Origin of the sequence: Prosthecobacter sp. SYSU 5D2 (assembly GCF_039655865.1) — a bacterium.
Classification (GTDB): Bacteria; Verrucomicrobiota; Verrucomicrobiia; order Verrucomicrobiales; family Verrucomicrobiaceae; genus Prosthecobacter.
In genome coordinates this window covers 292,233-305,647 of the sequence record NZ_JBBYXL010000003.1, presented here as the reverse complement: position 1 = coordinate 305,647, position 13,415 = coordinate 292,233, and the positions used below count along the sequence as shown (strand labels likewise).

Below are 13,415 nucleotides of genomic sequence, written 5' to 3'. Positions count from 1 at the left end.
CTGATTTCCAAAAAGGTTGTCTAAAAAGTCCGTGCCAGCGAATGGGGCTCATCCAATCCAAAGCCCGCCTGAAGCTCCTCCGCATGCGGTCCTATCCCTCCGGTGTCCGGCGTGTGTTGGACAAGCGTGTGGCTCCTGCCAGCCGCAGGGTTTCCGCAACCTCGCCAGAGCGCAGGCAAGCCTCTGTGTGGCCCGTTTTTCTAGCCCGAAGGGCTAACCCATGAGTAGCCGGAAGGTGACGCGAGCCTCGGCGAGCTAACCTCCGGTCAGGCAAGCACGACCCGTCTTGAAGACCAACCCGCAGGGTTGCCCCATCACGCCGCAGCCAGAATGACCGGGGCGTGGCCGATGGGACTACTCCTTTGGAGTAGGCGGCACCGTGGAAACATTGTCACCCGTTACCGGAGGTCCAGCTCGTCAAGACTCGCCTGACCTCCGGCTATTCATAGGCAGCCCTTCGGGCTGAGGGAGCCAAGTAAAGCTCAGACGAATTTCGGACACTCTTTTTGGAAATCGGTATACATCCTCCCAAAAAACAAAAACCCCACGCAGAGTCTGCGCGGGGTTTTTAAAAGGATCGTTAAAAAACTCAGCCCGATATTACTCGGCCGATTTTTCTTCAGCGGCAGGTGCTTCTGGAGCAGCAGTCTCTTCAACCACTGGCGCGGTTTCTTCCACAGCAGGGGCAGCGGTCTCAGCCACCACCGGTGCGATCACCGCTTCAGCAGCAGGAGCGGCCTTGGCTTTCGCTGGGGCTTTGTCCTTCTTGGGGGCTGCCTTCTTCACCGTTTTCTTGGCGGCCTTCGGCTCGCGGACAAGGGGCTTGCGGCTCAGGCCGGCCTTTGCAAGAGCTTTCTTGCGGGCGACATAGAGTTTACGACGGCGACGTTTGACGATTTTATTGAGTTGCTGGCCCATGGTGGCAGGTATTGGAATGCTAAAAGCGGGGTGCGGAGAGTGGCACCATCACGGGGGGAATCAAGCCCGAATGTCACATGAAACACCCGGATTGCCTCCAAAGGCGCGTTCAAGGCTGCGGTTTAGCCTCTTCCGGCGACGTTTCTGGTGCTTCAGGAGCCTCAGTAGCAGGAGCACCGGCAGGCTCTGGCTCCGTTTTCTTTGCTGCAGCCTCCTGAGCAGGCGGCACACGGAAAAGTTTTCCACTGTAGGGATCCTTCACCGCCTCGCCAGCCGCCATCCCCGTCACATCCACCAGTTGCTGCTTGGTGGCAAAGGGGCTGTTCACCATTCCTGGCCTGCCAGGCACTGGCGTGCCAAAGGGCAGATTGTCCATCGCAGGTTTAGCTGCCGCTGGCGGCGTCACGGCAACTGGATTCGTCTTCCGCGATGGCTCCAGCGGGATTCTTTGTTTCGGTTCAGGTGCCTGGGTCACTGTTGCCTTCGGTTCGATCACGCGGCTTTCGCTCGTCTGCCACTCACTTACACGGGGTGCAGGGCGGCGGTAGGGCACCCCGCTGCCTGAGGCCAGATAGCGGTTTTCTGAATAAGCTGGCTGATACGGAGCCACTGTGCCACCTCCCCGAATCAGCGGCCTTCCCGTGGGATACAAGTACCGGCTCGGGGCGATCTGCGGATTGTATTCACGGTCCCAATACGTCAGTAACCCGTCCCGCTGGATGATCCGCCAGGCATCTCTCGGCGGCATTTCACAGCCGGTCAGGGCCGCCATCGCCAGCAGGGCACAGGCACCCTGGCAGAGGCGCAGAGGGAATTTGGAAACAGTCTTCATGGCATGGGGCACAGGTTCATGCCTGCCGCATCCGGCACGCACATCAGGTACCATCTCCACATTCTCCGCAGAGGGCAAGCGGGAACTCCTCCCCCGGATTTCTCTGCTGCGGCCCCGCAGAAAGTACAAAACATCCTTGCAGCCGCCCGGCGCGTTCTTTTCAATGAAGCGCGTGTCTGAAATCCCCCCCAGCCCCCGTCAATTGTTTCAACAGCTCGACAGCGGCCGCATCACGCGGGAGCAGTTCCGCGAGGCCATGGCCTTTCATGCCAAAGAAGCCATTGAGGAGATGGAGGAAGACCACCTGAATCCCGCCGCCGCCCTGCTGGAGCACATGCTCTCCCGCCGTGCCGCCTCCAAGCTGCTGAAACGCCACGAAGAGCCCCTCATCCGCGAAGTCCTCCTGGCTCTCGCCGACATGTCTGACTTTCCACCAGGCCGCTGGTTATGGAATGCAGGTCACCCGCACATTCCCCTGCATGCCTTCTTCCGTAGCAAGCGTGTGCCCATCTTCCGCATCGTCACCCTGGAGGCCGCTCCGCAGCACGTCGTGGTGGTGGTTGAATACGGAGCCCCCGGTTACACCAGCCCCAAGAAGGAGGAAATCCACCTTCGCCGAAACCGCCGAAACCAGCTCTGTGAGGAAAGCCGCCGCTTTCTCTGATCCGCCCCGCTCAGGCCTTCTTTTTCACGGCTCCACATCCGGCGCCGCCACACTCCCGGCCACTTGCAGGTCCGCAGTCAGGCGCGCAGTCGTCTCGTACAAGGTCTCTCTGTTTTGACGGGCTCTCGCCGAACTGGCCATGTCCATCGCCGCCTTGAAACTCACCGTCTCCAAAGTCACCTCGCCTGTCTCATTCTCGATCAGCAGTTGATGCGCGCTGCCAGACAGAGTCTTCGGTGCCAGCGTCTGGTCCGTCTTGGACAGCTTCACCACACTGTCCGCCCCTTGCAGCCACAGTTGTGAACGGAATGGCGGTTCCCCCGTCTCATCCGTGACAGCACTGATGGCCGTCTGCGTCTTCAGCGCAGGTCCCGTGGAGTCCACCCGCAGCCCGGCCAGGTTCTGCTCCTGATAGCGGCTGTATTTCCCGTCCTTGCTTACGAGCAGCAGCGTCCCTTGCGGCGGCTGCTCACTGCGGTTCACCAGCAAATATCCCTTCAGCGCCATCCGCGTCGGCGTCGCCCCCGTCGTCGTTACACCCGTTCCGCTCAGCTTGTACACCAGCACTCCCGGTTCCAGAATGCCCAGCATCACTGTGGTCGTGACTTTGTCAGCACCACTGATCGCCGTCACACTGTAAAGTCCTGCCTGGCTCACCGATGCCTTGGGAATGACCAGGTCCGGATAGATCGCGCCCGGTATTTCCTTGCCTTTAAATGACCATTGATAACTTGGCGTCAATCCCTCTCCCGCCGCCTCGCTGGTAAAGGCAGCCTCGTCACCCGGTGCCACCGTCACGTTTTCCGGCAGCATGGTAAAACTCAGGGCCGAGCTCAGGCTCAGAGTTGCCATCTGCGAAAGCGTCCTCCCATGCTCGTTTTCCACCACACAATCATAGCGCCCCAGGTTTTTCTCCTTCACCCCGCTCACCACCAGGCTCGCCCCTTTGCCCTTGGCCACATTGGCCCCGTTCAGCCGCCACTGGTAGGTCAGGCTCCCGCCCTGGGCCTGAACGCTAAAGGTCGCCTGCCCGCCCATACTGGCTGTCTGGTTCATGGGGTGCAGCGTGATCATTGGTGGCATCCCCACATCCGTCACTTTCACCTTTTGAGAGGTCACACTGCCGCTCTCATCGGTGACCACCACGTCATACATCCCGCCGAAGTTATCGCCCTCCACCGACGTCAGTATCAGCCGGTCCTCCGTTGAATTCATCACCACCTCGCCATTGCGCCGCCAGCGGTAATTCATCGCCCCTTCACCAACCGCCTGCACCTGCAAAATCACCCTTCCGCCCACACGCAGGTTCCCGCCAACCGGTTGTTTGATGATCGCCAAAGACCTCTTCAATCTCAGTTCCGCCGGCTCAGACACCACCCTGCCATCCACATTCACCACCAATACATCGTAGCTCCCTTCATCGGCCGCCTTCACCTTCTTCAAGGTCAAAGTCGAAGTGTTTGCCCCATCAATCACCAGCCGGTTCCGCCGCCATTGATAGCTCAGCCCGTCCCCCTCCGCAGTCACGGTGAAGACAGCCTCCGCGCCTCCGTTTGCCACGATGTCCGCTGGCTGCAAAATAATCACCGGCCCAGGCACGCTTAATATCGCTGGCTTGGATGGCGTACTTCCTTTCCCGTTCGTCGCCACCACATCATAAGCTCCCGACTTCTCCGGCGACATGTCCGTTACGAGGAAGCTGGAGTTAGTCGCGCCATCAATCGGCTCCCCCTTGAACCGCCATTGATAAGTTACAGGACCATTCCCTACTCCAACACTAAGTCTCACCTCTTCTCCCCTTTCCAGCACCGCTGACACCGGATGCAGGGCGAACCTTGGCTGCTCCTCGGCAAATCCCTCAGCCATATGAAGATTTGGATTGGCATAGTTTGCTTCAGGTTCGAATTCGCTCTCGCTGAGGTGCGTGCGGGCCACCAGGGGATTGACATTCTTCAGCAGGCGCAGCGTATCCGTTCCATAGTGGACTGGCCGGTCATAGTCCGGTCCCTGATACTCAATTCGCCTCGCCGGGTCCGTCATCAGTTCAGACACACTGACATTCCCCACATCTGGGTAAAAGCTGGCATCATACCCATAGACCAGCGCACGCGCTCCAGGCACTCTTTGTTTGTTGGTTATAAAAGACAGGTTGTTCACCGCCGATCTGTCGTTGCTGATGGCAACCCTCCATTCAGAAAAGCGTCCTTTTATGGCGTCATATTGACCGGGAAAACCTTCCTCGTAACGCCCGACATTCCCATCACGGCTAAAACTCCACCAACGGATTGCCTGAATGGCCGGATGTCGATAAGCCGTACCACTTGGGGTGATGTAATGGACCTGCCCTGAACCGGCCACCACTAAATCAGGCGAGGGGGCTCTTCCCATCGGAAGTCTAAACGCTACCGTCTGCACCGGCATCTCGGTCGTGTTAGCTGCCACGTGCATGTCATAAATTTTGATCGTTATCAGATCTGAATTGAAGACCAGATCTGCATGATCTGAGACCGTGAAATATCTCGAAACTAGGTCCAGGTTAAGGTTCATGGTGGCGGAGTTGGGAGCGTCAGAATATCCCGCGTCCGCCGGCTTGTTTGAAACAGCGGGAGCCCGTCGTCCCTGCACTAGCCTTCTTGCATCTGCAAAGGTATGCAATTCAGTGCTGGGACTTGTCAGAAACAGCGACTTTTGCGTTTTAACGACCAATGACGTGTTTCTGCTGAAGACTTGTTCGCCATTGACCTGGATGGTACTCATATCCACACCCGAAATGACAAACGAGAGATTAAAGTCTCCCTCGCCGCTACCGCCCTCCGGAAGGCGTAGCTCCAGATGCAGCATCGCCTGGATGCGTTTCTGGTTCATGTGTAAAGGCGTGTCGTATGGCAACGTCCAGTTCCAGTTCCTGAAGTCATACCCTGGATGCCTCACGTAGTATCTGCCAAAATTATCGTCACTATCAGTTGCGACAGTGTTATATCTCCCGGGCTGAAAGTTGCTCAGAGGAGGATAGTTCGAGTAATATCGTGCCTTCATCCGGCCTGAAGATGCTTCTTCCGCTGTGCTCCAATGAATTTGCTGCAAATTCGTCAAACGAAATCGGGAATTTAAACCGCCAAAATCCTCAGGATAGATATGCTCGATTGCAAATTCCTGCGCAATGTTTTCATTCACCTTAAGCGCCGTGCGTCCCCCGCTAACTCCAGGATCAAGAGGATCAAAATTCGGGATTTTATAATTTCCATCTGGTCCCCAATCGCTGTAATCAGGCACCGGATTTCTCCAGCTATACATGTCCGGCTGCCCATCTGCCGTACAGATAAAGTGCAGCCCCACCTGGCTTACACTGATCCTTGGCACCTGCGCCCAGACTGACCCGCTCGTGACGGCAAGGAGCAGGGCGATACAGCTATAGAAGGGTGCCTTGAAAGACATAAGCATAAACTAAGAGTGAAATGCCTTTTTACCCCCAGCATTCACGGATGGCGATAAAATTTTCACCTAGATTCCATTTCGCGTGTTTTTCCACTTTATACGGGTGATTAAGCTGTCTTAAACTGTGCAAATTGCACGTGTCTCCTTGCGTGTCTTTCCTGATTCTGCTAACAATAAGTTAATTCCAGAAATTCACCCCTTCTGGGAGCTTCAGACCTGTGCTAAAGCCTTCTGGCGGCTGCTCTCCCGAGCATCTCTGTCCCTTCCTGAAGTTGTGGATACCCCGTATCAACAACGTGAAGAGGCCTATTCTATGTCAGGACTATCCCATAATGATCCTTGTCATCTGCGCTGCAGATGGAACGGCAAAGACATGTGCGTACGCTGCCTGCTGACGCCTGAAGCCATCGCTGAGCATCATCTCAGTCTCGGCGTCGCTTGCGGTCTCCGGCACGTCTATTATCCTGACCGGCTTCCCCCCTGCCTTCATCATAACGGCGACCTGGACTGGCACTACGCGGATGCAGATTATGAGGCAGCCCCCGGAATGCATCCCGCCTCCGGAAGACTGAGGCTGGATCATGCTCTCGACGGTGCCCTTTAGAGTGGGCAGCTCCCGGAAACTGAATGCAACAAGCTCTTTCGCAGCGGGCGGGATGGGTTAGGCTGGGGGATACATGGCAGACCTTGGCAGACTCAATCAGCTTCCCGTTCTCTACAGCGCTCCTCACGGCATTTACCTGGGAGGAGGGGACCATGGGGAGATCCTGCTGCCAAACCGCTATGTGCCCCGGGGGACGCAGATAGATGACGTGCTGGAGGTCTTTGTGTACCGGGATTCCGAGGACCGGGTGATCGCCACCACGGAGACGCCTCTGGTGATGGTGGGGGAATCCGCCCCGCTGAAAGTCGTGAGTGTGAACCGGAATGTGGGAGCCTTTCTGGACTGGGGGCTGCCGAAGGATCTGCTGCTGCCTTTCCGCCAGCAAGCGGAGCCGGTGTATCCGGGGGAGACGGTCATCGCCCATGCGATGTTGGATGCGAAAACCGACCGCATCATTGCCACAACAAAACTCAACAAGCACCTCAACAAACAGCAGCCGGTGGAATTCAAGCCTGGGCAGCAGGTGGCGCTGGTGATCCTGGCGGAGACGCCGCTGGGCTACAATGCGGTGGTGGAGGGTACCCACCAGGGCCTGCTGTATCACAGCAACGTGGGGGCGAAGCTGGAGGTAGGCCAAAAATTGAAGGGCTTCATCAGTGCCATACGGCCCGGCGGCAAGCTAGACCTGACCTTGGATGCGAAGGGCTACAAACGCGTGGCACCGCTGACGGACCAGATCCTGGGCGTGCTGCAGGCGAAGGGCGGGACGCTGGCCTTTGACGATGACAGCTCGCCGGAGGACATCCGGCGGAACTTCGATTGCAGCAAAAAGGCCTTTAAACAAGCCTTGGGGGCGCTGTTCCGGCAGAGGCGCATCCGATTTACGAATCCCGGCATTGCGGCGGTGGACATCCGCGAGAATACCGGGTCCGAATGGCGGCCGGGGGAGCGGGGAAATGACGAATGATCTCGGTTGCGGGAACGAAGGACGGGGGGCGGTAGCGTCAGGTTAAAGTCGGTCTTTACCAAAGGCGATGTCCCCGTTATATCGGGGGCATGCACGATCCACGCGTTGACCAGCTTGCCCGCCAACTTGTCCGTTATTCCACCAAGGTGAAGAAGGGGGACATGGTCTGGATAGACTGTTTTGATGTTCCCAACTATGTGGCCCAGGCGCTGATCCGAGCGGTGGTGGATGCGAAGGCGAAGCCGGTGGTGAAGCTGCATGACACGACGGTGACGCGTGAGATGATGGTCCACGCAGATGAGGGGCAGTACGACATCATCGCGGAGAGCGAGCTGGCGCTGATGAAGAAGATGGACTGCTACATCGCGGTGCGCGGCAGCCATAACATCACGGAAAACAGCGATGTGCCGGCGGAGAAGATGAAGATGGTGATGGCCAAGCTGCGGCCGCTGCAGAACGAGCGTGTCAATAACACGCGCTGGTGTGTGCTGCGCTGGCCCACGAGTGCCATGGCGCAGCAGGCGGGGATGAGCACGCAGGCGTTTGAGGACTTCTATTTCAAGGTCTGCCTGCTGGACTACGCGGCGCTGCTGCCGGCGATGAATGCGCTGAAGAAGCTGATGGACAAGGCGAAGGACGTGCACATCACGGGTCCGGGGACGGATCTGCGGTTCAGCCTGAAGGGGCTGAAGTCCATCGTCTGCGGCGGCGGCCACAACATTCCGGACGGGGAGGTTTTCAGCGCGCCAGTGAAGGACAGCGTGGAAGGCGTGATCAGCTACAATGCGCCAACGATTTACCAGGGTATCGCTTTTGACACGGTGAAACTGGAGTTTTCCAAGGGCAAGATTGTGAATGCGACGGCGAACAACACGGCGGCGATTAACAAGATCTTCGACAGTGATGAAGGCGCCCGGTACATCGGGGAGTTTGCCATCGGCTTTAACCGGGAGATCCGCGAGCCGATGCGGGACATTTTGTTTGATGAGAAGATCGCGGGAAGCTTCCACTTCACACCTGGGCAGGCCTATGAGGGCATTGCGGACAATGGTAACCGCAGCCAGGTCCACTGGGATCTGGTAAACATCCAGCGGCCGGATTATGGCGGCGGGGAGATCCACTTCGACGGGCAGCTCATCCGCAAGGACGGCCAGTTTGTCCTGCCAGAGCTGAAGCCGCTGAACTGAGCGCTCAGTTATTGGCCTAACAACTTGTTGGGACTCGCATGGCCAGTTTGACGGCATGAGGAATGGCTCCGAGAACGAAGCTGAGGCATTCCACGGCGCCCTGCGGTTTTCCCGGCAGGGCGATGACCAGCGCTGAATCCACAATCGCGGCCAGGCTGCGGCTGAGGATGGCATTGGGGGTGATCTCCACGGAGCGCATGCGCATCAGCTCGCCAAAACCGGGAATCTCCACCCGCATGATGCTACGGATGGCCTCCGGGGTGACATCGCGTGCGTCCACGCCGGTGCCGCCGGTGGTGAGGACCAGGCCGCAGCCTTGGGAAATCAAAGAGCGGATGGCGGCCTGGATGCGCTCCAGGTCATCGGGCACGATGACCTCGGCCACGACCTGCCAGCCGTAACCTTCTGCCGCTGTGCGCAGCGCGGGGCCGCCCAGGTCTTCATAGATGCCCTGGCTGGCGCGGTCGGAGATGGTGATGATGCCGGTGGGGATGGAGGCGGTGCTGGCGGACATGGGCAGATCAGGGCAGGGGAGTCTTGGTTTTGGAAAGCAGACGGATATCTGTGATGCACATGCTTTTGTCCACGGCTTTGCACATGTCATAGATGGTCAGCGCGGCGATGCTGACGGCGGTCAGGGCTTCCATTTCCACACCTGTGGCGGCGGTGGTCTTGACGGTGGCAGTGATTTGCACCTCCCGCTCCTGCACTTCAAAATCCACGGCCACCTTGCTGAGGGGAATCTGGTGGCAGAGGGGGATGAGGTGCTGGGTCTGCTTGGCCGCCTGGATGCCGGCGATGCGGGCCACGGCGAGCACATCGCCTTTTTTGAGGCCGTTTTCGCGGATCAACTGCGCCGTCTCAGGGCTCATCTGGATGCTGCCAGCGGCGATGGCCTCGCGCAGGCAGGGCGTTTTGTCAGAGATGTCCACCATGCTGGCTTTTCCAGCATCGTCCAGGTGTGTCAGGGAAGGCATACCGGGATGATGGCAAGACATCGTCCTGTGCTCAAATGGAAGTCTTGCGCCCTGCGGGAGATAAAAGGAACTTTTCGGACCGTAATATGCTTATGGTCATGCCCCCCGCATTTGAGAATCATTTCAGCCGCCGCGCCCTGCTCCAGCGGTCTGCGGCCGGTTTTGGTGCCGTGGCATTGCAGGGAATTCTGAACGCGGCGGCGCAGTCTGACAATCCGTTGCTGGCCAAAAAGCCGCATTTCCCGGCGCGGGCCAAGCGGGTGATTTTTCTCTTCATGAAGGGCGGCCCTTCGCATGTGGACACGTTTGATCCGAAGCCGCTCCTGGACCGGGACCACGGCAAGCAGCTTCCTTTTGCCCTGCCTCGCGTGACTTTTGCCAAGACCAGCACACTGCTGAAATCGCCATGGAAATTTAAAAATTATGGCGAGAGCGGTCTGCCGGTGAGCGAGCTGTTTCCGCATGTGGCCCGCTGCGTGGATGACCTGTGCATCCTGCGCTCCCTGCATGGCACCAATCCCGCCCATGGAGGTGCGCTTTTGAAGCTGCACACCGGCAGTGACACCTTTGTGCGGCCCAGCCTCGGCGCCTGGGTCAGCTACGGACTGGGCACGGAAAATTCAGATCTGCCCGGCTTTGTCACGATCTGTCCCACCCTGGCGCACGGTGGAGTGAACAATTGGGGGGCCGCTTTCCTGCCGGCCTGGGCCCAGGGGACTCCGATGGGCAATGCGAGTGTGCCGGCGGACCAGGCCGTGGTGAGGCACATCCACAGTCCGCTGAAGTCGCCCTCTTTGCAGCGTCTGCAACTGGACCTGGCCAGCCGCATGAACCGAAACCACCTGGACGTGACCGGTGAAAATGCCGCCCTGGAGGCCCGCATCAATTCCTTTGAACTGGCCTTCCGCATGCAGTCGGCCATGCCTGAACTCCAGGATGTCTCCGGTGAGACGGAGGCCACGCGTAAGCTTTACGGCATGGATGATCCGGTGACGCAAAACTTCGGACGTCAGTGCCTGATGGCCCGCCGGTTTGCCGAGCGCGGCGTACGTTTTATCCAGGTCACTCATAGCGATGCCAACGTGCAGTGGGATCAGCACGGCGACCTGATCAAAGGCCACACAAAAAATGCCGCCGAGGTGGACAAACCCATCGCCGGTCTGCTGCACGATCTCAAATCACGCGGTCTCCTGGAAGACACCCTGGTCATCTGGGGCGGTGAATTTGGCCGCACCCCGACCGCCCAGGGCGGCGACGGCCGCGACCACAATCCAGAAGGCTTCACCATGTGGATGGCCGGCGGCGGTGTGAAAGGCGGCATGGCCTACGGAGCCACCGATGACTACGGCTACTTCGCCACCGAAAACAAGATCCACATCCACGACTTCCACGCCACCATTCTGCACATTTTGGGCCTGGATCACGAAGCGCTGACCTATCGTTACGCCGGCCGCGACTTCCGCCTCACGGATGTGCATGGCCATGTGGTGAAGGATATTTTGGCGTAATGCCGGGACTGATATTTTTAGCGGCAGCAGACAAGCTTCTTTTTCTCTCGAGCTGTGCGTGAATTGGGGATGGATGGGCTTGGTTTGTCATAGCGGGATTGGGGTGACAGGGGGGCAATTTGGGGGGCGTTGGTTGCCTCATGAAAGCAACTTTGCTCTTCCTGTTTGCACCGGTTCTCATGGTGGTCACGGCTCTTCCTGCGGGAGAGACGGATGCCGCCTCCAAACGCATTGATGAACTGCTGGCCCGGGGCTGGCAGAAGCACAACATCCAGCCGAATGCGCCGGTGGGGGATGAGGTGTTTTTGCGGCGGGCCTACCTGACGGTGGTGGGTCGCATCCCGACGCTGGATGAAACGCGGCGCTTCCTGGCCTATGAGGACCCGGCGAAGCGGGAGAAACTGGTGGATTCGCTGCTGGCCTCGGACGGTTATGTGCATCACTTTTTCAATTACTGGGCGGATGTGCTGCGGGCGCAGAGCCAGGGCGTGGCGGACAGCACGACGGCGCAAAATTACCTGAACTTCATCCGTCAAGCGCTGCGGGATAACAAACCTTATGACCAGTTGACGCGTGAGCTGGTGAGTAGCGAGGGAGCCTGTTTCGACAATGGTGCCATCGGTTATTACATGCGTGACCGGGGCATGCCGCTGGACAATCTTTCCAACACCACGCGGGTCTTCCTGGGCACGCGCATGGAGTGTGCACAGTGCCATGACCACCCCTTCGACAAATGGACGCAGAAGCAGTTTTTCGAGATGGCGGCATTTACGCATAACATGACGTCTTCGGCCTACCGCTCGCCCGGTACGGAGGAGGCACAAAAAATGATCCGCGCGGATAAGTCCCTGGACAAAGAGACCCAGGATCTGATGCGCCAGGCGATCACCGAGGTGACGCGGCCACTGCGCGATACGCTGGTGGTGCAGAACAAGGCGGCGCTGAAGCTGCCGCATGATTACAAATACCCCGATGCCAAACCGAAATCTGTGGTGGAAGCGGCGGTGATGTTTGGCAAACCGGTGAAGGTGAACAAGGAGACGAACACGGCACGGACGTTTAGCGAGTGGCTGGCATCGAAGGAGAATCCACGGTTCACGACGGTGATTGTGAACCGGCTTTGGAAGAAGGTTTTTGGACTGGCCCTGATCGAGCCGCTGGATGAGCTGATGGACGGCAGTGTGGCATCGAACCCGGAGCTGGAGGCCTTTTTGGAAAGGCAGATGGTGGCGATGAAGTATGACATGAAGGGCTTTTTGAAGATGCTGCTGAACACGCAGACCTTTGCCCGTGCCAGCACGCCTGAGGTGGGGCTGGGGGAGATGTATTACTTCCCCGGTCCAGTCTTCCGTCGCATGACTTCCGAGCAGGCCTGGGACTCCCTGGTGACGCTGGTGAACCCTGAACCGGACCAGATCAACTGGACGGCGCGCGAGCGTGAGAAGCGCGAGCTGGAGAACCGCCGCCGGCTGGCGGAATTGCTGGACAGCACGGAGGCACCCTTGCTTTTCGAAGCCGCAGCGCAGGTGGCGGTGGCGATGCGGGAGCAGAACAAGGCCTTTGACCAGATGCGCAAGGATCTAGACGTGGCGCGTGCCAAGGATGACAAGGAAACGGCCAAAGACATCCAGCGCCGTCTGGGCCAGAGCCAGCGGATACTGCGGCAGGAGGTCTCCCGCTGCTTTTATGAAGCGGCGGCAAAGTCTAACAATAAGGAGGTGCAGGCGAAGCTGGCCGCCATCAGCGGCGAAGGGCCGATGGAGATGGCCATGATGAACCTAATGGAAAGCGCCCGCGTGGACGTGATGGAGATGCCGGTGGAAGGTCCGATGGCCGAAAACCTGGAGAAAGAAACCGGCCTGCTGGGGATCAAAGACAAGAAGTCCCTGGCCAGTTATGAGAAATATCGTAAAGGGCTGCACCAGAGCTGGAGCCGCGCTGCGGAGCTGACCTCACCTGCACCGCGTGGCCATTTCCTGCGTGAATTTGGCCAGTCAGACCGGGATGTGATCGAGAACTCCAGCGACGAGGCTTCGGTGCCGCAGGCTCTGGCAATGATGAACGGCTCCCTGGCCAACCAGATCACCGGCGGTTGGTCGGTGCTGTCCATGAACCTGCGGCAGGCCAAGACGGCAAACGAGAAGATTGACACCCTTTATCTGACCCTGTTTTCCCGCCTGCCTACTCCCCAGGAAAGGCAGATGATGAACCAGCGAGTCGAGAGTTACGCCAGCAACAAAAACCTGTGGGAGGACATGGCGCTCGCCGCTCTCAGCACGCAGCAGTTTTTGTTCATCCAATAAGTCCTGTGGCCTTCTTTTAA

Annotated in this window: 11 protein-coding genes; 6 read left to right on the top strand and 5 right to left on the bottom strand. The window is 58.5% G+C overall.

Features of this window, described 5'->3' with window-relative positions; all coding sequences use genetic code 11:
• Nucleotides 1-600 precede the first annotated feature (600 nt).
• The gene (locus WJU23_RS06315) at nucleotides 601-918 is read right to left on the bottom strand and encodes a hypothetical protein (protein WP_346331696.1); all 318 of its coding nucleotides are present in this window, start codon (nucleotides 916-918) and stop codon (nucleotides 601-603) included.
• Nucleotides 919-1,027: 109 nt separating this feature from the next.
• Nucleotides 1,028-1,750, bottom strand: coding sequence for a hypothetical protein (locus WJU23_RS06310; RefSeq protein WP_346331695.1), 723 nt, complete (start codon nucleotides 1,748-1,750; stop codon nucleotides 1,028-1,030).
• 172 nt (nucleotides 1,751-1,922) lie between these two features.
• Between WJU23_RS06310 and WJU23_RS06305 the strand changes: the two genes are divergently transcribed.
• The gene (locus tag WJU23_RS06305; protein ID WP_346331694.1) at nucleotides 1,923-2,414 is read left to right on the top strand and encodes a hypothetical protein; all 492 of its coding nucleotides are present in this window, start codon (nucleotides 1,923-1,925) and stop codon (nucleotides 2,412-2,414) included.
• A 24-nt stretch (nucleotides 2,415-2,438) separates the two neighbouring features.
• Here the strand turns inward: WJU23_RS06305 and WJU23_RS06300 are convergent, their stop codons facing one another.
• On the bottom strand, nucleotides 2,439-5,849 hold the full coding sequence (locus tag WJU23_RS06300; RefSeq protein ID WP_346331693.1) for an immunoglobulin domain-containing protein: 3,411 nt from the start codon (nucleotides 5,847-5,849) through the stop codon (nucleotides 2,439-2,441).
• Nucleotides 5,850-6,222: 373 nt separating this feature from the next.
• On the opposite strand from WJU23_RS06300, the gene WJU23_RS06295 reads away from it, so the two are divergent.
• The 3 genes from WJU23_RS06295 to WJU23_RS06285 all read left to right on the top strand — a co-directional run bounded on the left by WJU23_RS06295 (nucleotide 6,223) and on the right by WJU23_RS06285 (nucleotide 8,607).
• The gene (locus tag WJU23_RS06295; RefSeq protein WP_346331692.1) at nucleotides 6,223-6,453 is read left to right on the top strand and encodes a hypothetical protein; all 231 of its coding nucleotides are present in this window, start codon (nucleotides 6,223-6,225) and stop codon (nucleotides 6,451-6,453) included.
• A gap of 73 nt (nucleotides 6,454-6,526) precedes the next feature.
• Complete coding sequence (locus WJU23_RS06290) at nucleotides 6,527-7,420, top strand: S1-like domain-containing RNA-binding protein (RefSeq protein ID WP_346331691.1); 894 nt, start codon at nucleotides 6,527-6,529, stop codon at nucleotides 7,418-7,420.
• 89 nt (nucleotides 7,421-7,509) lie between these two features.
• Complete coding sequence (locus tag WJU23_RS06285) at nucleotides 7,510-8,607, top strand: aminopeptidase (RefSeq protein WP_346331690.1); 1,098 nt, start codon at nucleotides 7,510-7,512, stop codon at nucleotides 8,605-8,607.
• Nucleotides 8,608-8,623: 16 nt separating this feature from the next.
• Here the strand turns inward: WJU23_RS06285 and WJU23_RS06280 are convergent, their stop codons facing one another.
• Together WJU23_RS06280 and moaC are read right to left on the bottom strand one after the other, a co-directional pair.
• Entirely contained in the window at nucleotides 8,624-9,121 is a 498-nt protein-coding gene (locus tag WJU23_RS06280) for a MogA/MoaB family molybdenum cofactor biosynthesis protein (RefSeq protein WP_346331689.1), read from the bottom strand.
• A gap of 7 nt (nucleotides 9,122-9,128) precedes the next feature.
• A complete protein-coding gene (gene moaC / locus WJU23_RS06275) occupies nucleotides 9,129-9,584 on the bottom strand; it encodes a cyclic pyranopterin monophosphate synthase MoaC (protein WP_346331688.1) in 456 nt (151 codons plus the stop codon).
• A gap of 98 nt (nucleotides 9,585-9,682) precedes the next feature.
• Here moaC and WJU23_RS06270 point away from each other — a divergent pair, with 98 nt between their 5' ends.
• Together WJU23_RS06270 and WJU23_RS06265 are read left to right on the top strand one after the other, a co-directional pair.
• Nucleotides 9,683-11,092: a DUF1501 domain-containing protein gene (locus tag WJU23_RS06270; RefSeq protein ID WP_346331687.1), complete on the top strand. Its 1,410-nt coding sequence runs from the start codon at nucleotides 9,683-9,685 to the stop codon at nucleotides 11,090-11,092.
• A gap of 140 nt (nucleotides 11,093-11,232) precedes the next feature.
• Nucleotides 11,233-13,395 carry a DUF1549 domain-containing protein gene (locus WJU23_RS06265; RefSeq protein WP_346331686.1) on the top strand — a complete coding sequence of 721 codons (2,163 nt, stop codon included), beginning with the start codon at nucleotides 11,233-11,235 and terminating at the stop codon, nucleotides 13,393-13,395.
• The last annotated feature ends 20 nt before the right edge of the window (nucleotides 13,396-13,415 follow it).

Excerpts from the sequence above, each read along its gene's own strand:
- moaC (WP_346331688.1), bottom strand. The coding sequence starts at position 9,584 with ATGCCTTCCCTGACACACCTGGACGATGCTGGAAAAGCCAGCATGGTG.
- WJU23_RS06280 (WP_346331689.1), bottom strand. The coding sequence starts at position 9,121 with ATGTCCGCCAGCACCGCCTCCATCCCCACCGGCATCATCACCATCTCC.
- WJU23_RS06300 (WP_346331693.1), bottom strand. The coding sequence starts at position 5,849 with ATGTCTTTCAAGGCACCCTTCTATAGCTGTATCGCCCTGCTCCTTGCC.
- WJU23_RS06310 (WP_346331695.1), bottom strand. The coding sequence starts at position 1,750 with ATGAAGACTGTTTCCAAATTCCCTCTGCGCCTCTGCCAGGGTGCCTGT.
- WJU23_RS06270 (WP_346331687.1), top strand. The coding sequence starts at position 9,683 with ATGCCCCCCGCATTTGAGAATCATTTCAGCCGCCGCGCCCTGCTCCAG.
- WJU23_RS06285 (WP_346331690.1), top strand. The coding sequence starts at position 7,510 with ATGCACGATCCACGCGTTGACCAGCTTGCCCGCCAACTTGTCCGTTAT.
- WJU23_RS06315 (WP_346331696.1), bottom strand. The coding sequence starts at position 918 with ATGGGCCAGCAACTCAATAAAATCGTCAAACGTCGCCGTCGTAAACTC.
- WJU23_RS06290 (WP_346331691.1), top strand. The coding sequence starts at position 6,527 with ATGGCAGACCTTGGCAGACTCAATCAGCTTCCCGTTCTCTACAGCGCT.
- WJU23_RS06265 (WP_346331686.1), top strand. The coding sequence starts at position 11,233 with ATGAAAGCAACTTTGCTCTTCCTGTTTGCACCGGTTCTCATGGTGGTC.
- WJU23_RS06295 (WP_346331692.1), top strand. The coding sequence starts at position 6,223 with ATGTGCGTACGCTGCCTGCTGACGCCTGAAGCCATCGCTGAGCATCAT.